The sequence below is a fragment of the Lacimicrobium alkaliphilum genome (assembly GCF_002591895.1).
Taxonomy (GTDB): domain Bacteria; phylum Pseudomonadota; class Gammaproteobacteria; order Enterobacterales; family Alteromonadaceae; genus Lacimicrobium; species Lacimicrobium alkaliphilum.
This window is the reverse complement of sequence record NZ_NISX01000009.1, coordinates 110369-131819: the sequence shown is the minus strand read 5'-3', so window position 1 is coordinate 131819 and position 21451 is coordinate 110369. Positions and strand designations below refer to the sequence as shown.

Annotated in this window: 17 protein-coding genes; 4 read left to right on the top strand and 13 right to left on the bottom strand. The window is 49.6% G+C overall.

The annotated features are described in order from the left end of the window. Positions 1–10 precede the first annotated feature (10 nt). Positions 11–1594 carry an alkaline phosphatase gene (locus CDA54_RS10460; protein ID WP_099034954.1) on the bottom strand — a complete coding sequence of 528 codons (1584 nt, stop codon included), beginning with the start codon at positions 1592–1594 and terminating at the stop codon, positions 11–13. A 384-nt stretch (positions 1595–1978) separates the two neighbouring features. On the opposite strand from CDA54_RS10460, the gene miaE reads away from it, so the two are divergent. Next, on the top strand, positions 1979–2746 hold the full coding sequence (gene miaE, locus CDA54_RS10455) for a tRNA isopentenyl-2-thiomethyl-A-37 hydroxylase MiaE (RefSeq protein ID WP_099034953.1): 768 nt from the start codon (positions 1979–1981) through the stop codon (positions 2744–2746). Positions 2747–2805: 59 nt separating this feature from the next. Here the strand turns inward: miaE and CDA54_RS10450 are convergent, their stop codons facing one another. The 3 genes from CDA54_RS10450 to CDA54_RS10435 form a co-directional block, all read right to left on the bottom strand. After that, complete coding sequence (locus CDA54_RS10450) at positions 2806–4632, bottom strand: metallophosphoesterase family protein (protein ID WP_229748126.1); 1827 nt, start codon at positions 4630–4632, stop codon at positions 2806–2808. A 434-nt stretch (positions 4633–5066) separates the two neighbouring features. Next, positions 5067–5792 (bottom strand): UDP-2,3-diacylglucosamine diphosphatase, encoded by a 726-nt coding sequence (gene lpxH / locus CDA54_RS10440; protein WP_099034950.1) that lies wholly within the window; start codon positions 5790–5792, stop codon positions 5067–5069. Positions 5793–5799: 7 nt separating this feature from the next. Further along, positions 5800–6297, bottom strand: a complete 498-nt coding sequence (locus CDA54_RS10435; RefSeq protein ID WP_099034949.1) for a peptidylprolyl isomerase — start codon at positions 6295–6297, stop codon at positions 5800–5802. Positions 6298–6734: 437 nt separating this feature from the next. On the opposite strand from CDA54_RS10435, the gene cysS reads away from it, so the two are divergent. Beyond that, on the top strand, positions 6735–8114 hold the full coding sequence (cysS, locus tag CDA54_RS10430) for a cysteine--tRNA ligase (RefSeq protein WP_099034948.1): 1380 nt from the start codon (positions 6735–6737) through the stop codon (positions 8112–8114). A 323-nt stretch (positions 8115–8437) separates the two neighbouring features. Here the strand turns inward: cysS and CDA54_RS10425 are convergent, their stop codons facing one another. The 8 genes from CDA54_RS10425 to putP all read right to left on the bottom strand — a co-directional run bounded on the left by CDA54_RS10425 (position 8438) and on the right by putP (position 18221). Further along, positions 8438–9568, bottom strand: coding sequence for a PQQ-dependent sugar dehydrogenase (locus CDA54_RS10425; protein ID WP_099034947.1), 1131 nt, complete (start codon positions 9566–9568; stop codon positions 8438–8440). Between the two features lie 115 nt (positions 9569–9683). Further along, on the bottom strand, positions 9684–11411 hold the full coding sequence (locus CDA54_RS10420) for an SLC13 family permease (RefSeq protein ID WP_099034946.1): 1728 nt from the start codon (positions 11409–11411) through the stop codon (positions 9684–9686). A 10-nt stretch (positions 11412–11421) separates the two neighbouring features. Next, the gene (gene cysN / locus CDA54_RS10415; protein WP_099034945.1) at positions 11422–12837 is read right to left on the bottom strand and encodes a sulfate adenylyltransferase subunit CysN; all 1416 of its coding nucleotides are present in this window, start codon (positions 12835–12837) and stop codon (positions 11422–11424) included. Between the two features lies 1 nt (position 12838). Beyond that, entirely contained in the window at positions 12839–13624 is a 786-nt protein-coding gene (gene cysQ, locus CDA54_RS10410) for a 3'(2'),5'-bisphosphate nucleotidase CysQ (protein ID WP_099034944.1), read from the bottom strand. Further along, positions 13624–14220 carry an adenylyl-sulfate kinase gene (gene cysC, locus CDA54_RS10405; protein ID WP_099034943.1) on the bottom strand — a complete coding sequence of 199 codons (597 nt, stop codon included), beginning with the start codon at positions 14218–14220 and terminating at the stop codon, positions 13624–13626. The genes cysQ and cysC overlap by 1 nt, the downstream gene beginning before the upstream one ends. Then, positions 14220–15134, bottom strand: coding sequence for a sulfate adenylyltransferase subunit CysD (gene cysD / locus CDA54_RS10400; RefSeq protein WP_099034942.1), 915 nt, complete (start codon positions 15132–15134; stop codon positions 14220–14222). Before cysD ends, cysC begins: the two co-directional genes overlap by 1 nt. Before the next feature lie 196 nt (positions 15135–15330). Next, positions 15331–16548: an EAL and HDOD domain-containing protein gene (locus CDA54_RS10395; protein ID WP_099034941.1), complete on the bottom strand. Its 1218-nt coding sequence runs from the start codon at positions 16546–16548 to the stop codon at positions 15331–15333. A 155-nt stretch (positions 16549–16703) separates the two neighbouring features. Then, complete coding sequence (gene putP, locus CDA54_RS10390; RefSeq protein WP_099035011.1) at positions 16704–18221, bottom strand: sodium/proline symporter PutP; 1518 nt, start codon at positions 18219–18221, stop codon at positions 16704–16706. Between the two features lie 136 nt (positions 18222–18357). Between putP and CDA54_RS10385 the strand changes: the two genes are divergently transcribed. Both CDA54_RS10385 and CDA54_RS10380 read left to right on the top strand, forming a co-directional pair. Continuing rightward, on the top strand, positions 18358–18822 hold the full coding sequence (locus CDA54_RS10385) for a GNAT family N-acetyltransferase (RefSeq protein WP_099034940.1): 465 nt from the start codon (positions 18358–18360) through the stop codon (positions 18820–18822). Next, positions 18819–19964, top strand: a complete 1146-nt coding sequence (locus tag CDA54_RS10380) for a serine hydrolase domain-containing protein (RefSeq protein ID WP_099034939.1) — start codon at positions 18819–18821, stop codon at positions 19962–19964. Before CDA54_RS10385 ends, CDA54_RS10380 begins: the two co-directional genes overlap by 4 nt. Positions 19965–19993: 29 nt before the next feature. Here the strand turns inward: CDA54_RS10380 and CDA54_RS10375 are convergent, their stop codons facing one another. Then, entirely contained in the window at positions 19994–21442 is a 1449-nt protein-coding gene (locus CDA54_RS10375) for a phosphohexomutase domain-containing protein (RefSeq protein WP_099034938.1), read from the bottom strand. Positions 21443–21451 lie beyond the last annotated feature (9 nt).

Sequence of the window (21451 nt, the reverse complement as noted above, 5' to 3'; positions counted from 1 at the left end):
AAATCTCCGCTTATTCTTCTATCAGGCCCAGAGCCTGGTTAATCAAATGAAAGACGAGGTGCTGTTCCATCACGCCTTGTATCAGCTGACTGCCCGGACCTGTACCGTGCAGGGCTATGTCTTCGCCTGAATGAGTCTCTGAGCTTAAAGGTATCAGCGCCTCCTGATGATATCCGGCAGTGGTGGTGTCCACGTTGCTGATATCCATTCGTCCGGCAGCAATATCCATGGCATAGGCTGCATCGGAGTCTGTTTGTTGCCCCAGATCCTGAAACCCGCGTCCATTGGTGTATCCAAGAGTGGTGTAAGGCATACCGTCTGCAGCCATGGCCGGTTCTTCGCTGCCAACATTGACCACTTTGCCAAGAATGGGATTGCCCCGTTTGGGATAGCCGGCAATAGTGAAAACATGACCATGATCAGCGGTAACCAGTATCAGGGTTTCCTCCGGGTTGGTGTTTTCATAGGCAGTTTTGACGGCCTGTTCCAGTGCCAATGTGTCGGCTAAGGCACCATGGGCATTGCCAGCATGATGGGCATGATCGATGCGACCCGATTCTACCATCAGAAAAAAGCCCTTCTGGTTCTGCTCAAGTACCTGTAACGCTTTTTCCGTCATCTGTGCAATGGATGGTTCACCGGCGATATCATTGCCGCGGTCGGCTTCATATTGCATATGGGACTCGTTGAACAAACCGAGGATCTTTGTTGTTGCCGAGGGGTCTATCGCATCAAAACCGGCCTGATCAAAAACATACTGACCTTCAGGGTAGTATTCCTGCCAGGTTGCGGTGAGATCACGTTCATCGGTGCGATCTCCTTCTACTTCACTGACCGCATCCGGGCTGTTAAACGCCGCATCTTTAGGCAAAAAGTGACGACGGCCACCCCCCATGGTGACCTCGATACCATCGACATCGACCCCGCTATAGCGTTGCTCCAGAATGTGTTCGAAATCGATCAACTGGCGCGCAATATCGACACAGCCGCCTGTCACCGCTTCTTCGGGCATATCTGAATTGTCCTCCCAGTTGCGGTCCGCGGATTTAGCATAGGTTGCCGCCGGGGTGGCGTGAGTAATACGGGCGGTGGAAATGATACCCGTTGACAGGCCTTTGATTTCTGCCAGTTCAAGTGCGGTCACCACCTCATTACCAGCCACAGACGAGCAGTCACCGCGCACAACGTCTTCGTCCACGCCGATGACGCCAGCGTCTGTTTTAAGACCTGACATCATCGCGGTCATGGTGCCAGCTGAGTCGGGCGTCTGAGCATCGACATTGTAGGTCTTTACCAGTGCGGTATGCGGAAAACGTTCAAATGACAGGTATTCCTCTTCACCCGGGTTACCGGCCAACTGACCTTTAAATATTCTTGAAGCCGTGAGCGTTGACACTCCCATTCCATCGCCGACAAATAAAATGACATTTTTCGCTTTGAAGCTGTTGCTGACCTGCAGCTTCTTTTCAACATTCTCACGTGCGTCTGTATACCAGGGGCTATTTTCCTGAGCGGCTGGAAGCACATTTGCCTGCAGTCCCCCTGAAACAGCCAGTGCTATCGCACTTAACGCAATTTTCCAATTAGAGTTCATCGTGGTTTCCTTTAGTATCTACTGCCCGACGTGGGTACAGAACAGCCGCCTCTGTATTTATGAACGAGGTGTTTTGCCGGCGCTCTGCAAACCGAAATGGGGCCGTTAATGGCCGATAGTCAGACTAGGAGTGAAAGATGACGAAACCATGAACAAATTAAGGCAAAAGGATTAACTTTTTATGATGTTATGTTGTAACATACCCTTTTGTTTTTGTTAGTAAAATTGTGTTTTTTAGCATCTGCAGCCGAGGTTTTTTTCGCGATAATCTGTGCGGGTTGGTATAAGTCGTTGAGGCAACAGCCCGCTCAATCAGGCTGAAATCCAAGGGGGGCTGAGATAGAATCAGCCTATAACTGATATGAATAAGTGAACCAGGATTTTATGCTCCAACCCGGATGTCAGCCACTATTATCTCCAATACGTCAATTTCTGCATTGTGCCACGCCGCAAGCCTGGATAGAACAGGCAACCCACCCGGTGCATCTTTCCACAATACTCATAGACCACGCTAATTGTGAGCTTAAAGCGGCGCAAACCGCCATGTGGCTGATGCGTACCTATGCCGTCGATCATGCCGGCAGTGAAGCATTGCTGGCCTGGCTTAAACCTTATGAGGATTATGTATACCGGGGCATTGGCACTGCTGACTTTGCAAGAGTACGCTTATCGAAAAAATTGATCGGTAACTCGGATTTTGAATTAGGGGATGAGCTGATCGACAAGATGGTATTGTTGATCAAAGAAGAGTTGCATCACTTCCAGCAAGTGCTTGAAATACTCGCAGAGTACAATATCGACTATGTGAACCTTAGTGCATCTCGTTATGCCAGAGGAATGATGCAGAAGGTGCGCAGCCATGAACCGGCGAAACTGGTGGATAAACTCATCTGTGGCGCCTATATTGAAGCCCGCTCCTGCGAGCGCTTTGCCGCTTTGGTGCCATTCGTAGATAAAACTCTTGGGGAGTTTTACTTGTCTTTACTGCGTTCCGAGGCCCGGCATTTTCAGGACTATCTGAGTCTGGCAGAGAAGGTCTCAGGCGGGAATATTAGTGAGCGGGTGCAGTTATTTGGAGAAACAGAAGCACAGCTGATTTTAAGCCCGGATCCACAACTGCGTTTTCACAGCGGTGTGCCCGACGGCGTCTGACGTTTCCCTGAATACCGGCGGTGATGCTCACCACCGGTAAGGTGAGACCGTGTTATGATTTAACGGGAGATCAGCGCAAGCTCAGCATCACGATTCAGCACTACCCACCATCTGTTACCATAGGTCGTATCCAAACCAACCAGAGGGGTATCCCCGCAGCCGTCTGGCCTGGCTGGCGGTGCAGAGAGTAAATCATCGGTCCAGCCCATCTCTACAATGCACTCTTCTGGTGTCAGGGCCTGCCAGTCTCCTTCAGCGGAGCGCGAGGCCAGGATCAGGTCTTGCGGCTCGAGCGCCTCCGGGCCGGTAAACTGAATGGCATAACTATCCGCTTGCGCATCGCTTATATCCCAGCTCTGAGTGGCCGCTTGCGGTAGCTGAACCGGCGCTTTGGCATTTCCATCGGTTTGTGACATGGGCAGGCCGTTGTCCTGCTGAATATCCTTACGCCCGCCATATGCGCCCTGATAGATACCGGTCTGATTCTGGGTGCCGCTGACAATCAGAATATCTGTCTGAGTCTGCTCTGTGCTCTGTAGCCAGCTCAGCGTAACATGCTCTTTAAGATCGATCGTCGTCTCGGGGATCAGCAGTTCGTCGTTTTCATAATCCGGAACCACTCTCAACGGGCTGTTAAGGTTTGGGTTCCAGCGCTCATGGGGAATATACAGCCACTGATAGGCCAGGCGCATCAGATCATTTAAGCTCTCGGCGCGGCTGATTCCGGGGGTGAAACCCATGTCTCGGGTGCGGCTATCTGTGCGGTTAAAGGTATTATTGATTCCGCCTGCAAGCCTTGCGAAGGACCCGTCATCGGCATAGCAATCGTTACTCATATATTGGTTCTGGAACACCAGTACTGGGCGAGTTTCATCCAGTACAGAGTTGGGATAAACCATGGTCTCACAGCGGTTAAGGCTGCGCGAGAATTTGTCCATCAGATGCCACTGTGCGTCAAATGCAAATTCCGGCGCATTGCTTTTAGCACGGTGCTCTGCGTAATAAGACTGATAGTCAATGCGAGGGCCATTAAAGGTTAAGATTGATGAATTCACATCAAAATGATCGGAGCCGTTACCTTCGCTGTAGGTGGCGTTTTTCTGTGACACGATCATCTGTACCAGTTCCCGTTCACCATAACGGAACTCATAACCTTTGTAGGAGGCATTACCGGCCATGATCTGGGTGTATGCGCCCATGCGGTAGTTACCGCCAGTAGGCGTTGCGCTGGAAGGGAGGGTTTGCAGGGTGGTTTTGGCGGTTACCAGAGAGCGTTGGTACTGATGTTCGTGACCCTGCACATAGATCACGTCGTGATCTGAGAAGAATTTACGGATCTCAGGCTGAACATCATAGACCCAGCCATCATCCTTGGTGCCGTCCACGATTTGTTCTCTGGTCTGACCATATTTGGCACCAATCAGTCCGTCATGGCTGGCGACAACAATGTGTTCAATCTCTTCTTCCATGGACGATACGGTGTCCTTAATCCACTGAAAAGCCAGCGGCAGGTTGTAGTAGGCGAGGCCAAAAATCAGTACGTTATCCCTCACGATGTAATAGTTCACCCACTCTGAGCCGGGCATATGCACCGCATCCTCGGGGATGTATTGCTTCATGGTATCGATCCATTCAACAGCGTAGGCAAAACTGTGTTCGTGGTTGCCCATTACCGGTAAAAACTCAATTCCCTGATCCTGATACTGGGAAGCAATAGAGGTCCATTCTGAAAATTCCAGAGTACTGCCATGGTCGGTGAGATCGCCCAGCGCGATGACCAGATCAACTTCAGCTGCCGCCTGATGCTTAAGCACTTCACGCATCGGATGCATTGCAACATGGGCCTGTCCTTGTGCATCCGTTCCGCCCTGAGTATCAGGTAGCAAGCCTATTTTCAGTGGCGAAGCGACAGGCGCAGGAGCCGGTGACGGAGTTTCTGCCGATGGGGGAGGAGGATTCTGAGGCTGAAGTGTGTCTGAATCCGATCCTCCACAGCCAGTGATAATAGTGCTTATTATGGTAGCGAGCAGGCAAGCTCGTCTGTATCGCAGTTTGTTTGTATTCTCTGACATCCTTTGTGGACTCCGGTTGGTTACAAGGTAGCCCACAGTTAATCAGCCATTAATGAATAATTAATTTACTGAAGAAGAAATATTTATGAAATTTTTATGTCGAGGGGGACTGTTAAAAGGAATAATTCTGGCATACAGGGACATAAACAACAGCGGCGGCTCAGGGTGGAAAACCAGCCCTTTGGGCATCGCATCTTCAGGCAGTGTGATGCGTTTCAGGCGTTGATGGGTGCTGCCGTCAGACAACTCTAAAAGGATTTTGCGTGTAGCTGCATGCCATCTGCTCTGACTTCCAGCACGCTGCTCTGGCTGTACCAGTCACCCAGTACAATACGCTGCGCCTGTTTGCCACCAAGCTGAAACTTATGTATTGCAGGCCTGTGAGTATGGCCGTGGATCAGTTTGCTGACACCGGCCTCTGTCATCACTCTGTCGACCTCTGAAGAAGTCACATCCATAATCTGTTCGCTGCTGTTTTTCTGATGTAAAGCACTGGTTTTTCTGGCGTTTTTCGCCACTTTTCGGCGATACCACAGCGGTAATGCAAGCATTAGATTAGGCCACCACCAACCGCGGGATTTTTTACGAAAGGCCATGTATTTATGGTCCCGTGTACAGAGGCTGTCACCATGCATAATCAGCACTTTTTCTCCGTACAAATCTATGACCATCTGTTCGGGCAACAGCTGAATGCCGGTCTGATGGGCAAACTTTTTGCCAACCAGAAAGTCACGGTTGCCGTGAATAAAATAAACCGGTACGCCACTTTCTGTAAGTCGCCGGAAAGCCTGTTTTATATGCTGATTAAACGCGCTGGTATCATCATCACCGATCCAGGCCTCAAAAAGATCTCCCAATACATACAGAGCCGCAGCATTCTGTGCCTGTTCAGACATAAAAGCGTCAAATGCCGCGGTGATATCGGGTCTGTCTTCACTCAGATGCAGGTCAGCGACAAACAGGGTTGGTTGCATCAGGGGGTTATTCGTTGATCTCAACAGATTGGATGACCACCTCTTCGAGGGGAACATCCTGATGCATACCGGCGTTACCCGTATCTACTTTGCGAATTTTCTCTGCCACATCCATGCCATTACTGACTTCCGCAAATACACAATAGCCCCAGCCATCCATGCTCTCACTGCGAAAATTAAGAAAGTTGTTATCTGCAATATTAATAAAGAACTGACAGGTAGCAGAATGAGGGTCATTGGTGCGGGCCATTGCCACGGTACCCTTATTATTGGCAACACCGTTATTGGCTTCATTCTGAATCGGTGCTTTAGTTTCTTTCTGACGCATACCGCTTTCCATGCCGCCGCCCTGGATCATAAAACCGTCAATCACACGGTGGAAAATGGTGTTGTCGTAAAAGCCTTCACGAGCATATTCCAGAAAGTTTTCTACCGTCGCTGGTGCTTTATCGGCCAGCATCGTCAGTTCAATGGGACCGTAGTTAGTGTTAAGTGTTACCTTCATGGTGAAGTCCTGATTGTGAAAAAATAGGGTGAAAGAGCACCATATGGTTTAAAAAACGAACACCAGAGCTGCCTGAAAAAATCTCAATCAAGGCGTGGTTGTGCAGGAATAGCGACACTATTTTAAGCAACCAGAACGCAGTGTGGGGCTTTTTCAGGCGCTCCCGAAGGGCGAGTCCCAAAAAACGCGCATCCGGCGGCAAATTTTCTTGATTTAGGCCCACTAAACCTTCAAAAATTTGCCTTGCCTGCGCCCTTTTTGAACTCTCGCTGGTGTTGTTTATTTAAACCATATGATGCTCTATTGTATCCCAAAGGGCGGTCTCAGGAAACTTATCCTGAAGTCTTATCGGAAACTACAGGTGCAGCCAATCGGCCCTTAGGGTAAAATTCGCGCCTTAATCACCTTATATATGATTTATTCTCAAGGATTTAACTATGCTGCACATCTACAACACTCTGACCCGCCGAAAGGAGCGCTTTAAACCTTTGCAGGAAGGCAAGGTTGGGTTATATGTGTGCGGTATAACAGTATATGACCTGTGCCATATGGGCCATGCCCGTACTTATCTGAGTTTTGATATGATGGTGCGGTACCTGCGACATGCAGGCTATGAAGTGAATTATGTGCGCAATATCACCGATGTGGACGACAAGATAATCAGGCGGGCACAGGAGAATCAGGAAGCCTTTACCACTCTGATTGACCGTACTATTGCCGATATGCATCAGGATTTTGATGCCATTGGTTTGCTACCGGCGGATATCGAGCCCCGTGTGACCACGCATATGGATGAGATCATTGAGGTGATCCGGCGTCTGGTGGAAAAACGCCATGCCTATCAGGCCAATAGTGGTGATGTGCTGTTTGATGTCAGTACTTTCGAGCGCTACGGCAAACTCAGTGGCCAGGATCTGGAGCAGTTGCAGGCAGGCTCCCGGGTGGAAGTCAGTACCGATAAGACCGATCCGCTGGACTTTGTGCTGTGGAAATCCGCCAAGCCCGGTGAGCCAAGCTGGGATTCTCCCTGGGGCAAGGGTCGGCCGGGCTGGCATATTGAATGTTCGGCGATGAACCACAAACATCTTGGGGCGCATTTTGATATTCATGGTGGTGGCTCCGATTTAATTTTTCCTCATCACGAAAATGAAGTGGCTCAGTCCTGCTGTGCATTTGATACGCCCTATGTGAACTATTGGGTACACACCGGTATGGTGCAGGTCAACGAAGAGAAAATGTCCAAGTCACTGGGCAATTTCTTTACCCTGCGCGATGTGCTCAAAGAGTACGATGCCGAAACATTGCGTTATTTTCTGCTCAGTGCTCATTATCGCAGTCAGTTAAATTACTCTGAGGAGAATATCCATCAGGCCAGAGCCTCACTGGAACGCTTATATACGGCACTGCGGGGCGTTGCCCCGGATAACAGTGTCGATGCTGATTATGGTGGTTATCAGGCACGCTTTAATCAGGCCATGGATGATGATTTTAATACCCCTGAAGCCTACTCAGTACTGTTTGATCTGGCCCGGGATATTAATAAAGCCGGAGCTGGTGAAGCGGCTAAGCTGGCGGCAGTACTAATCTGCCTCGGCGGTGTGCTGGGGTTGTTGCAGCAATCATCGGAGCAATTTCTGCAGGGAGCGGGTGGCGATGACCAGGCTGATGTGGCCGAGATTGAGCGTCTGATACAGGTTCGCGCCGATGCCCGTAAAAACAAAGACTGGGCGGCAGCCGATGCGGCCCGTGATGCTCTTACGGCCATGGGTATTGAACTGGAAGACGGCCCGCAAGGCACTAGCTGGCGCCGTAAGTAACTCGGCTCACGAACTAAAAGCATGACTAACCACAGAGGGCACGGAGGATGGAAGGGTTAAACGCTTTGCTCCTTTTCGTGTTTTTCATGCCTTTCGTGATCAAAAGCTTTTAAACCACCACAGGACCAAAGTGTCGGGAACACGTGGAACAGCCGAAGGCTGGCTTGCGTAGCGCAGGACAGAACGAAGTAAAAGCACGAACCCGGTTGAGAAATACAAGACTAACGACAGAGGCGCAGAGATTACGGAGGTATTAACGATTTAATCCCCTTTACCTCTCTGTGTTCTCTGTGCCTCTGTGGTGAAAATTCTTTTATTTACAATTACTTGCCCGGTGTCAGGCGCAATATCTGGCCGTCGGGATGATCGGTGAGCAGATAAACGGCGCCGTCCGGACCCTGGCGCACATCACGCACACGCTGACCGATGTCGATACGTTCCTCATGGGTGACTTTATTATCGTCACTCAGTTCCAGCCTGACTAACTGGCGAAATTTCAGTGAGCCCACTAACAGATTGCCCTGCCAGTCGCTGAAAGCCCGGGCAGTATAAAAGGCCATCCCGCTGGGAGCGATAGAAGGCACCCAGTAGTGAAGTGGTTGCTCCATACCGGCCTGTTCAGTGTCGCCGATTTCACCGCCACCGTATTCTTCGCCATAGGTGATCTCAGGCCAGCCGTAGTTCTTTGTGGCTTCGGCAATATTGATTTCATCACCGCCCTGAGGGCCGTGTTCATGGGTCCATAGTTCGCCAGTTTGCGGATGCAGCGCCGCACCCTGAATATTGCGATGCCCATAGGACCAGATATCCGATAACACGTTGTCATCTTTTGTATAAGGATTATCAGCAGGCACCTTGCCGTTGGGCAGCACACGTACGACTTTGCCGTAGTGAACATCCAGTTGTTGTGCGCCATGGCGTTGCGAGCCGCGATCGCCCAGAGTGATAAACAGAGCCCCCTCGCGGTCAAATACAAGACGACTGCCGAAATGATGGCCGGTATCGATTTTAGGTCTGGCACTGAAAATGATCTGCACTTCGCTCAGGCCATTTTCTTCCAGAATGGCGCTGGCAACAGCGGTACTGCTCTTCTGCGTACCGGAAACCGGCTCACTGAAACTAAAATAGACCCGCTGGTTCTCGCTGAACATAGGATCAATCGCGACGTCGAGTAAGCCGCCCTGGTTTTTTACCAGAACCTCGGGAAGTCCGCTTAAGGGGGCTGATTTATTGCCATCAGTATCGACAATTCTGAGCTTGCCGGTACGCTCAGTAACCAGCATACGGCCATCGGGTAGAAAAGCCATGCCCCAGGGATGTTGCAATCCTGAGGTGACGACTTCGACCTCAATAGCGGCTTTTTCACTGTCAATATTTTCAGGCGTGCTGGCACAGGCCGCCGAACTAAGGCAAAGAGTCAGGCTGGCAAAGAGTAAGGCAAATTTACGGGGCATCATCTTTCCTTCGGGTTAGTAGTAAACCACTAATGCTAGCCGAAAAAGTGAAGTTTTTCCTGCACTTGAGCGAATTTTAACGCCGTTTGAGCGGATTTATGAATGGTATCCGGGTTCAGAGATTAAAGCTGAATTTGAGCAGACTCAGAACAATCAATGAATAGAGGGCGGAAACCGGCAGACCGATACGCACAAAGTGGGAAAGCCGATAGTTGGCGGCACTGAACACCAAAAGGTTGGTCTGATAACCCCAGGGAGAGATAAAGCTGGCACTGGCGGCGAATGCTACTGCCAGTGCGAAGGGAAGTACCGGCGCATCTAACATCTGTACCAGGCCCCAGGCAAAGGGAAACATCAGAGCAGCGGCGGCATTATTTGTCACCAGTTCAGTAAGCAGCAGGGTCAGCAGATAGATCACTACCAGGGCTACGAAGGGGCTGCTTCCCTCGAGCATGGGGAAAACCAGCTCATTGATGCTGGCAATAAGACCCGATTGTTCCAGTGCAACGGCCAGCCCCAACGCTCCCACTATTACCATGATCAGATTAACCGGCAAGTGGCGTTTCAATTCTGCGCCATTGGTGATGCCGCTCAGCACCAGCAAAGCCAGCAGAAAAACCAGTCCGGTTGCAAGAGGGACGATATTGGTGGCACTGAGTATTACCGTTAACAGGAATCCACCCAGGGTCAGGCGTTCCTGAATCGGGCTGAGTTTCTTTGGCAGGCTGTGCTCAGTGAGTATAAAGAAATTCTTCGACAGGTTGTTGCGCGAGTCAAAATCGGGACCAACAGCCAAAAGCAGATTATCACCGGATTGCAGTCTGATATCACCGAGTTTGCCTGACAGACTTTCACCGTCACGGCGAATGGCCACTACGGCGGCATCGAACATAGCGCGAAATCCGATTTCTTTGAGTGTCTTATCAATCAGCTTGGCGCGATTTGATATCACGACTTCAGTCAGGTTCTCTCTGAGCAGGCCATTGGTTTCGGCAAACAGGGTGAGGCCAGGTATATGACTGAGGCTGTCTACCCGTTTCACGTTGCCGCTGAAAATGAGTTTATCTCCGCCTTCGATGACGATTTCCGGCGTAACCGGTGACAGCAGGTGGCCCTGACGGATAATCTCAGCCAGATAGAGTTCAGGCAAATTGCGTAAATGGTTTTCTTCGATGCTCTTGCCGATCAATGGTGAATCAGCATCCACCTTGGCCTCGATAAAGTACTCTTTGTAGTCAGCCTGTTTGATTTTGATATTGGGTAGTAAAGGCGACATCAGAAACAGCAATAAGCCGCAGGACAGACCCGCAACCAGGCCATAGAGGGTGAAATCCAGAAAGGCAAAACCAGGGTGGCCCTGCTCCACTAAAAAGCTGTCTACAATCAGATTAGTAGAGGTACCTATCAGGGTTACAGTGCCGCCTAGAATGGCCGAGTAGGAAAGCGGAATCAGGAGCTTGGAAGCCGGATGGTGCTGATTCTGGGTGACAGGGCTGATCAGGCTGGCAACAATGGCGGTGTTATTCAACAATGCCGAGCTTGAGAAGGTTAATCCGAACAGGCGCCAGTAGCTTTTGGTATAACTGGCGCTGATAAGCTTTCTGCCCAGTAACTTCAGTAATGAGGTCTTGTCGATAGCATTGCTGATCAGCAGTAACAGTACCAGTGTGATCAATCCCTGATTGGTTAACCCATGAGACAGCTCCAACAACGATAACTGACCGCTGCCGAGCAATGCCAGCATGGCCATAGAAAAGATCGCGGATGGGCGCTTATCGGTAAAAATAAGCGCCGCGATGGTGACAACAAAAATCCCTGCAACCAGAATCTGGTTTATGTCCATCTAATTCAACTCAGAGTTTGCTGATATCCAGCGCCTGCCAATGAGGGAAATGTTTACGTACCAGGGCGTTAAATTCCAGTTCGAATTCGGAATAAGCCTGGTTATTTTCCTTCTCTGCGGATTTGTCGGCGTCGATAATCATACCCGCACCAACGGTACCATTGGTCAGGCGGTCGATAATAATAAACGCTCCGGTTTTGCGGTTTCGCTGGTATGGGTCGCAGGCGACAGGCTGCGTCAGTTTGATGCTGCCAACAGCTATTTCATTCAGATTCAGATGCAGCAGATCCTTTTTCTCCATGGTGTTGACGTCTATACGGTAGTCAAGACGCTGTACAGAGCCGGAAACGGATTTAGTTGCAAATTTGAACTCATATTGTTTATTTGGCATCAGTGGATCTTCTGCCATCCACACCAAATGCGTCTTGTAAGCAGCGCTGTGCAGCGGCTGATTATCGCTTTTAACAATCATATCGCCGCGGGAAATATCGATTTCATCATTCAGGGTCAGAGTCACAGCTTGCGGCGCGTACCCGATTTCCTGTTCACCTTCAAAGGTGACAATTTGTTTCACTGATGAAGTCTTACCCGAGGGCAGTGCGGTAACTTTGTCACCTGGTTGGATCTGGCCGGAAACAATCGTACCGGCAAAGCCGCGGAAATTAAGATCCGGGCGATTTACATACTGTACCGGGAAGCGAAAATCCCGCTGTGTCTCGTCTTTGCTGACTTCAATATTTTCCAGCAGCTGCATCAGAGTTTCACCCTGATACCAGGGCATGCTGTCGCTGCGGTTAACCACATTGTCGCCTTTGAGTGCCGAGATAGGCACAAAGCGAATATCAGGGATATTCAGCTGTTTGGAAAATTGCAGATAGTCTTCACGGATCTTGTCAAACACGCTCTGGTCATAGTCCATCAGATCCATTTTATTAATCGCCACAATCACATGTTTGATACCCAGCAAAGAGGCCAGGAACGAGTGGCGGCGGGTTTGTACCTTAACACCACCTCTGGCGTCCACCATCACAATGGCGAGTTCACAGGTGGAGGCGCCTGTTACCATATTACGGGTGTACTGCTCATGGCCAGGGGTATCGGCGATAATAAACTTGCGTTTGTCCGTGGAGAAGTAGCGATAGGCCACATCGATAGTGATGCCTTGTTCACGTTCAGATTGCAGACCATCTACCAACAGTGCCAGATCCACTTCTTCACCTGTGGTGCCGACTTTCTTGCTGTCTTTACTGATGGCAGCAAGCTGGTCTTCATAAATCATTTTTGAATCATGCAACAGTCGACCGATCAGCGTACTTTTGCCGTCATCGACACTTCCGCAGGTTAAAAACCGAACCAGGTCTTTGCGTTCGTGTTGTTCAAGATAACTGAGAATGTCCTTTTCGAGGAGATCATTTTGGCTATTCATGTTAACAGCTCACTAGAAAATAAGGGTTTAACAGGGATTCTTTCTGGTTATAGCGCAGCGGTTTTTGTTGTTCACTAAGGGGCTTCTGTTCCTCAAGCTCGCAGACCGTGCCACCGGCGGCATTGACAACAGCATGCGCCGCTGCCGTATCCCACTCACTGGTGGGGCCGAGGCGTGGGTACAGATGGGCTTTGCCTTCTGCCACCAGGCACAGTTTCAAAGAACTGCCCATGGCCACCAATTCTGTGTCACCCGGCAATTGGTCAAGCAGGGCCTGAATCTGCGGGCTCTGATGCGAACGGCTGCCAACCACTTTCCAGATTTCGTCGTTCTGGTGAATTGCTGGCCTAAGTTCCGTCATTTCTCCGGCTTTACTGACCCGTGCAAATTCACCAACCGCGCCAACATAGGTCGTATTCAGGGCTGGTGCGAATACCACCCCAAGAACCGGTTCGCCGTCTTCAATCAGCGCAATATTGACGGTAAATTCACCATTTTTCTTAATAAATTCTTTGGTGCCATCCAGAGGATCCACAAGCCAGTATTGTTGCCACTGACTACGCTCCTGCCAGGCAATATCGGCAGATTCTTCAGACAATACGGGCAAATCCGAAATGGCTTTTAACCCGTCGACAATAATATGATGTGCAGCCAGGTCCGCTTCGGTGAGGGGGCTGTTATCCTGTTTGTCCGTCACTTCGAAATCCCGGGCATAGATATCCATGATGGCCTTGCCCGCCTGATGGGCGATTTGAGTAAGCTGTTCAGCCAGTTGTGCTCTGCTCATTACAGATAACCCTTTTCGGTCAGTGCTGCAATCAGCTTGTCGGCCGATTGCTCAGGTGTTTCACCTTCCTCGAAGTTCAGATGCACTTCCGGAGATTCAGGGGTTTCATAAGCAGAATCTATGCCGGTAAAGTGTTTGATATCACCTTGCCGGGCCTTTTGGTACAAGCCCTTAGGATCGCGCTGTTCACACACCTCCAGAGGTGTGTCTACAAAGACTTCAATAAATTCTCCCGGCTCAAGCATGTTGCGGCAGAACTTTCTGTCTGTTTTAAACGGTGAAATAAACGCGGTGATAACAATCAGGCCGGCATCAACAAACAGCCTGGCTACCTCACTGATACGGCGGATATTCTCGACTCTGTCTTTATCGGCAAAGCCGAGATCACCACACAGGCCATGGCGAACATTGTCGCCATCAAGCAGGTACGTGTGCTTGCCCGACGCAGTGAGTTTTTGTTCCAGCACATTGGCAATGGTGGATTTACCGGAGCCGCTTAAGCCGGTAAGCCAGATTACTGCAGGCTTTTGACCTTTTTGGTGTGCACGATCGGTTTTATTGGTTTTATGTTCATGCCAGACGATATTGTCACTCATCAGAAATATCCTTCCATTTTCTTTTTCTCCATTGAGCCGGCGCTGTCATGATCGATTACCCGGCCCTGACGCTCTGACGTCTTGGTCAGTAACATTTCCTGAATGACATCAGGCAGGGTGGCGGCATTGGATTGCACTGCACCGGTCAACGGATAGCACCCCAAAGTACGGAACCTGACCGATTCCATTTTTGGTTTCTCGCCGTCCTGAAGGGGCATACGATCGTCATCCACCATGATCAGTGTGCCATCACGCTCTACTACAGGACGTGGTTTGGCCAGATACAATGAAGGAATGTCGATATTTTCCAGGTAGATATATTGCCAGATATCCAGTTCTGTCCAGTTGGACAGCGGAAATACCCTGATACTCTCGCCCTTGTTCACTTTGGCGTTATAAATATTCCAAAGTTCAGGGCGCTGGTTCTTGGGATCCCAGCGGTGATTTTCATCACGAAAAGAATATACTCGTTCTTTAGCCCGGGATTTTTCTTCATCGCGGCGGGCACCACCGAATGCAGCATCAAACTGAAATTTATTCAGCGCTTTTTTCAATGCCTGGGTTTTCATAATATCAGTGTGTTTGGCACTGCCATGGCTAAAGGGACCGACTCCCATATCAATACCTTCCTGATTCTTATACACAATCAGATCCAGTTTATGCTCTTTAGCCATACGGTCACGAAACTCAATCATTTCGCGAAATTTCCAGGTGGTATCCACATGTAATAAGGGGAAAGGAATACGGCCGGGTGCAAAGGCTTTACGAGCCAGATGCAGTAACACAGAGGAATCCTTGCCAACGGAATACAGCATCACCGGGTTGTCGAACTCAGCCGCGACTTCACGGAAAATATGAATACTTTCAGCCTCAAGCTGCTTGAGATGGGTTACGGTTGGAATATTAGCGTCCATGGTATTGATCAGACCTGTTAAAGTTGTCGGAATTGGTATTATGCAAATGCGTTCTATGCATAGAACAATACCATGTTCGGACAGATTTTGGCTATGCGAGATCGCTATAACAAATAGCAAACAGCCTTAATGATATCCCTTTTTACGGTACTTTTGGACAGGCGAATGCGGGTATCAAGGATGGCGGATGCACCTGTCAGCCAGCAGTTTCTCTTAACGTGGCCCAGCGCACCGCCTGAAGATAATGACGGGTCACTTTGTCAATGCCAAATTCCATTTTGCTGCACTGGTTTTTCGCTGCGCTCCAGTCAGCCTGCTCAAAGGCTTCAATCAGCCGCAAGTATTGTGCAAGTCTGCCTTGATCATTGATCAGCGCGTCTTTGATCACCTGAGAAATAGGGAGGTTGTCGAGTAACTCCGCCAACGGCGCATCCAGCATCCCTTCGAGCAGTGACAATAATCCGGTCAGAAACGCGGCACTCTCGGTGGCCTGTTCACCGGGCATCGTAGAGAGTAATTCACAAAAGCGCGCCCTTACCAGAGACATTACGGTGAGTGCGGGAGGTTTTCTGTCTGCAAACTGGGCGGTAAAAAGTACCGATACAAAACGGCGTAGCTCCTGCAAGCCCAATAACACAATGGCTTGCTTAATATTAGATATCTCACTACGGCGTTTGAAAATGGGCGATTGGGCGTACCTCAGCAACTTTACCGAAAGATGAACATCTCCCTGAAACACCTCGGTAATGGCGGGAATATCCGGCTCAGGTTCTGCCAGTGCATTCATCAGCCGCGCTACGGTTAACTGCGATGGGTCCAGTGTGCGGCTTCTCATCACCTCAGGTTTACTAAAAAAGTAGCCCTGAAAATATTCAAAACCCAGCTCCATGGCCTGATGATATTCGGCATGGGTTTCCACTTTCTCAGCCAGTAACTTGATGTGCGGAAAATCTTTAATGGCGTCTTTAATCAGGCGAATTTCGTCAATCTGAGTAACCTGATAATCAATCTTAATAATATCGGTATAAGGGTAAAAATGTTTCCATACACCTTTATGTTCGTAATCATCTAAGGCGATGGTGTAGCCAAGTTCTTTCAGTTCCCGACAGGCTTCGAGCAATTTTCTGGAGGGCGTCACCGTTTCCAGTATCTCTACTACCACAAATTCTTTTGGCAATAGCATCGGGTAGCCATTGAGCAGAGATTCCTGAGTAAAGTTAATAAAAGCGAGTTTGTCTTCAGTCAGTTTATCCATCCCAAGGTTAAACTGCAGACCTTCTATCATTTTAGACGTGGCTTGTTCATCACAGACGTCCGGGAACACATTTTCAAGACTGTCCCTGAATAGTAGCTCGTAGGCTACCAACTGCTTTTCCCTGTCTAGTATGGGTTGACGAGCTGCGAAAAACGCCATGATTGATGTATTCCCCGAATATAACGCTACCACTATGCTAGTAGATTGATGCTGAGGATACCAGAACCAATTTTTCTGGTTGTAACAATTTGATTTCAATAAAAAATACCGGCTAATGCCGGTATTTTTTATCTACATATGGCTAAGCTTCAGAGTCAGCTTAATTCGGCTTTCAGTCTGGCTTCCATTTTCTCATGGGTGTTTTGCAACGCTTCACTGGGTGGTGCAGTAAGATGACTAACGATGAAAATCGTCAGCGTACAAAGAATAAAGCCAGGTACAATCTCATAGATTACGCTGCTCAGGCTTTCGCCCCCGATAGTGACCGGCGCGTATATCCAGAATAATACGGTTGCTGCACCGACCAGCATACCCGAAAGAGCACCTGTGCGGTTCATACGCTTCCAGAACAGACTGACAATAATCACCGGTCCAAAGGCTGCACCAAAACCAGCCCAGGCATTACTGACCAGATTCAGTACGCTGTTCTGTGGATTCCAGGCCAGGGCAATCGCCACAAGAGCCACCACCAGTACTGAAATTCTGCCTACCAATACGAGCTCTTTGTCGCCAGCATCACGGCGCAGAAAGGCTTTATAAAAATCTTCAGTCAGTGAACTGGATGTCACCAGTAACTGGGATGAAATGGTACTCATAATCGCAGCCAGAATTGCCGCCAGAAGGAAACCACCAATCATAGGATGGAAAAGGAACTGTGAGAAAATGATAAAGATAGTTTCCGCATCATCCAGTTTCATTTTGGTTTCTTCCACATAGGCAATGCCGACAAACCCGGTGGCCAGCGCGCCTATTATCGAAACAATCATCCAGCTCATACCAATACGGCGGGCAGTTTTAATCGCTTTGACAGAACGAATCGCCATAAAGCGCACAATAATATGTGGCTGGCCAAAGTAGCCCAGTCCCCAGGCCAGCAGAGATATCACACCTAATGCGGATAGAGCCTCACCCGTTGCGCCATTAACAAAGAGCTTGAGCATATCGGGATTGATATCATTCACTGCGGTACTGACTTCTCCCACGCCACCGAGGTGATTAAAGGCAACAATGGGCACCATCACCAATGATACAAACATAATACAGCCCTGCACAAAGTCGGTCATACTCACGGCGAGAAATCCGCCAAACAGCGTATAAGCGGCGACGACGCCAGCCGTAACAAACAACCCGGTGCTGTAGTCCATACCAAAAGAGCTGTCGAACAGTTTACCGCCGGCCACCAGGCTGGCAGACGTATAAAGGGTGAAGAATATAATGATTACCAGCGATGAAAAAATACGCAGATAACGTCCTTTGTCTTCGAATCGGTTTGCGAAGTAGTCAGGAATGGTAATAGAGTCATTGGCCACTTCCGTATATACCCGTAATCGCGGTGCGACTATCAGATAGTTCATAAAGGCACCAATCACCAGCCCTACCGCAATCCAGCTCTGAGAGATCCCGGCCAGGTACATGGCACCCGGTAAGCCCATCAGCATCCAGCCACTCATATCCGAAGCGCCAGCCGACAGTGCGGTGACACCGGGGCCTAACTTCCTGCCGCCGAGCATATAGCCGGAGACATCGGAGGTGGATGTGCGATAAGCGTATAAGCCTATGCCTAGCATGGCGATAAAATAAAGCGCGAGCGAGATTAGCGTACCTGTTTCAATATACGTACCAGTTTCCACAAAACTCTCCTGTGATTGTTTTGACTGAACAGAACACAACAAAAAACGTAAAAATTAGAAAATTCAGTCAATTAACGTACCATGCTATCAAGATGTTAACCCTTTCTCCAGAGGCTACATGGATCTGCATATACATTGGTGTAACTTTGAACAGCTGGATAACCTGAGATTGCAGTCAATCTGGGCACTGCGTCAGCAGGTCTTTATCATTGAACAGCAAAGTATTTATGCTGATATTGATGGGGTGGATCAGCGGGCATGGCACTTACTGCTGGAGCAAAATAATCAACTGGTCGGCTATGCCAGGTTACTGGACGATTCCATTCACGACTGTTATCGGTTTCAGCGTATTGTGCTGTCTGAGCAGGCACGAGGGCAAGGGTTAGGCAGAATCCTGATGGAACAACTCATCGAAAAAGCCCGGGGAGCCGGACAGTATAAATCGCTCAGGCTCAGTGCTCAGGTTCATCTGCAGAATTTTTATCGACAATGGAAATTTGTACCGCAGGGAGCAGAGTATGATGATGGCGGCATAATGCATATTGATATGCAGCGACTACAGAATCAGGAGTTAGGACAATGATCAAATTACTTTTCACCTTGATTGCCGTTTTGGGCACCGGTGCGGTTCATGCCCAGTATTTTCCGGCATCAGGAGAATGGCAGAGCAAAGCTGCAGCCGAGCTGGGTTTTGAAACTGATAAGCTGGAAAAAGCGGTAAAATTTGCCAGAGAAAATGAATACTCTGGCAGCCGGGATTTACGGATTGCAATTCTCAGGGGGTTTGAGCGCGAGCCTTTTCATACCCTGCTTGGTCCGGTGAAGCCACGCGGCGGGCCAGCGGGGATGGTGGTTAAAAATGGTTACATTGCCGCTCAGTGGGGAGACCTTAACCGGGTCGACATGACTTTCAGTGTAACGAAAAGCTATTTGTCTTCTGTGGCTGGCGTCGCTGTTGATCAGGGGCTGATTGGCAGCACTGAGGACAAGGTGGCAGATACAGTCTGGGATGGCACGTTTGCAGGTGACCACAATAGTCAGATCCGCTGGCGGCATTTGCTTGATCAGTCATCGGACTGGTCAGGCACGCTGTTCGGTATTAAAGATTGGGCCGACAGGCCACCTCAGCATGGCGGCCTGGATGAGTGGAAGTTTCGCACTCTGAATACCCCCGGAACCGTCATGGAATATAATGATGTACGGGTAAACCTGTTGGCGTACTCGTTGTTACAGGTGTTCCGTCAACCGCTGCCACAGGTTCTTAAACAGCATATTATGGATCCTATTGGCGCTTCTCCCACCTGGAGGTGGTTTGGTTATGAGGATGCCTGGGTGACAGTGGATGGACTGAAAATGAAGTCTGTCACCGGGGGAGGTCATTCTGGTGGTGGAATATTCATTTCGACACTGGACCAGGCCCGCTTTGGCCTGATGGTATTGCGTAATGGCCGTTGGAAAAACAGACAAATTCTGTCAAAAAACTGGTTGCAGAAGGCGACAGCCCCGTCGCCGGCCAATGCCAGCTATGGGTTTATGTGGTGGCTGAATCAGGGCGAACGGAAATGGCAAAATGTGGATGACAGCTCAATATTTTATGCCGCAGGATTTGGTGGTAATTTTATTGTTGTGGATAAAGCACAGGAACTGATGATCGTTACCCGCTGGCTTGAGCCTTCTCAGATTGGAGAAATGGTAAGACTGGTCAGAGATAGCCTGCAACAGTGATTTGGTCATGTTGCAGGCTGTTGTTGGCGTTACTTTGAGTCAATCAGCTGCAATAACTCGGTTGTTTTTTGCTGCAGTAATGCTTTATCCGCTCTGGTTTCCACATTCAGCCGGATTACCGGCTCGGTGTTGGACTTTCTGAGGTTAAAACGCCAGTTGTCAAACTCCAGCCCGATGCCATCGGTATTGTCCCGGCGATTGGCCAGGGGCTGATAGGTTTTCAGGATCCTGGCCAGGGTGGCGTCGGCGTCATCGACGATCCGGTTTATTTCCCCTGAGGAAGGAAACGCAGCGATGCGCTCAGACACAAGCTGAGAAAGGGGTTTACCACTGTTGGATAACAATTCGGCCACCAACAGCCAGGGGATCATGCCGGAATCACAATACGCAAAATCACGAAAATAGTGATGAGCGCTCATTTCACCGCCATACACCGCATCTTCCTTGCGCATTCTTTCTTTTATGAAGGCGTGTCCGGTTTTACTCATCACCGGGCGTCCCCCGGCATTCAGGATGACATCTTCTGTGTTCCAGTAGACTCTGGGATCAAAGATAACAGCGGCGCCGGGGTTTTTAGTTAAAAACGCCTGTGCCAGCAGACCGACGATATAATAACCTTCAATAAAATCCCCTTGTTCATCAAACAGAAAACAACGATCAAAATCGCCGTCCCAGGCGATGCCCATATCCGCCTGATGCCCGATTACTGCCTCCCGGGTCTGATGGCGACACTCAGGTAGAAGCGGATTGGGGATGCCGTTGGGAAAGGTACCATCACCCTGATGATTCACTTTAATAAACTCAATCTTCACGCCTTTACCATGTAAAGCCTTTTCGATGGCATCTATGGCGTGGCCGGCAGCCCCGTTACCGGCATTAACTACCAGCTTCAGCGGCTTTAGCTGACCGGGGTCAATATAGCCAAGCATGTGCTCGGTATAAGCCTCCAGAACAGACTGGTTATGATAGCGGTCCGTGGCGAATAACGCCTGTTTGTTCACCAGACCCTGACCCTTGGCGAACTCGCCTTGCATCTGTTTTTTTGCGTAAGCTGCCAGAGATACGGCCACGTCCTGTTCGTCATAACTCTCAGCCAGCGATTTCACCTTATCAAGGCCCGTGTCGCCACTGATCGGCCGGGAACCCTCCCTGACCAGCTTAAGACCGTTGTAATCAATAGGATTGTGGCTGGCTGTGACCTGAATACCACCGCTTTGATTCAGATAGCTGGTAGCAAAGTAGATTTCTTCAGTGCCCGTCATGCCGAGATCGGTGACGGCAGCGCCGCCATCAATCAAACCCGCACTTAAGGCAAGTTTGAGTGGTTCAGAGGTCAGACGGATATCGGCACCTACCACCACTTCTTTGGCCTCAAGATGTTCGGCAAAAGCCCTGCCAATGCGATAGGCAACGGCTTCATTTAATTGCTCACCCAGCTGTCCGCGAATATCATAGGCTTTAAAGCAGCTTAACTTCATTGGTATTTC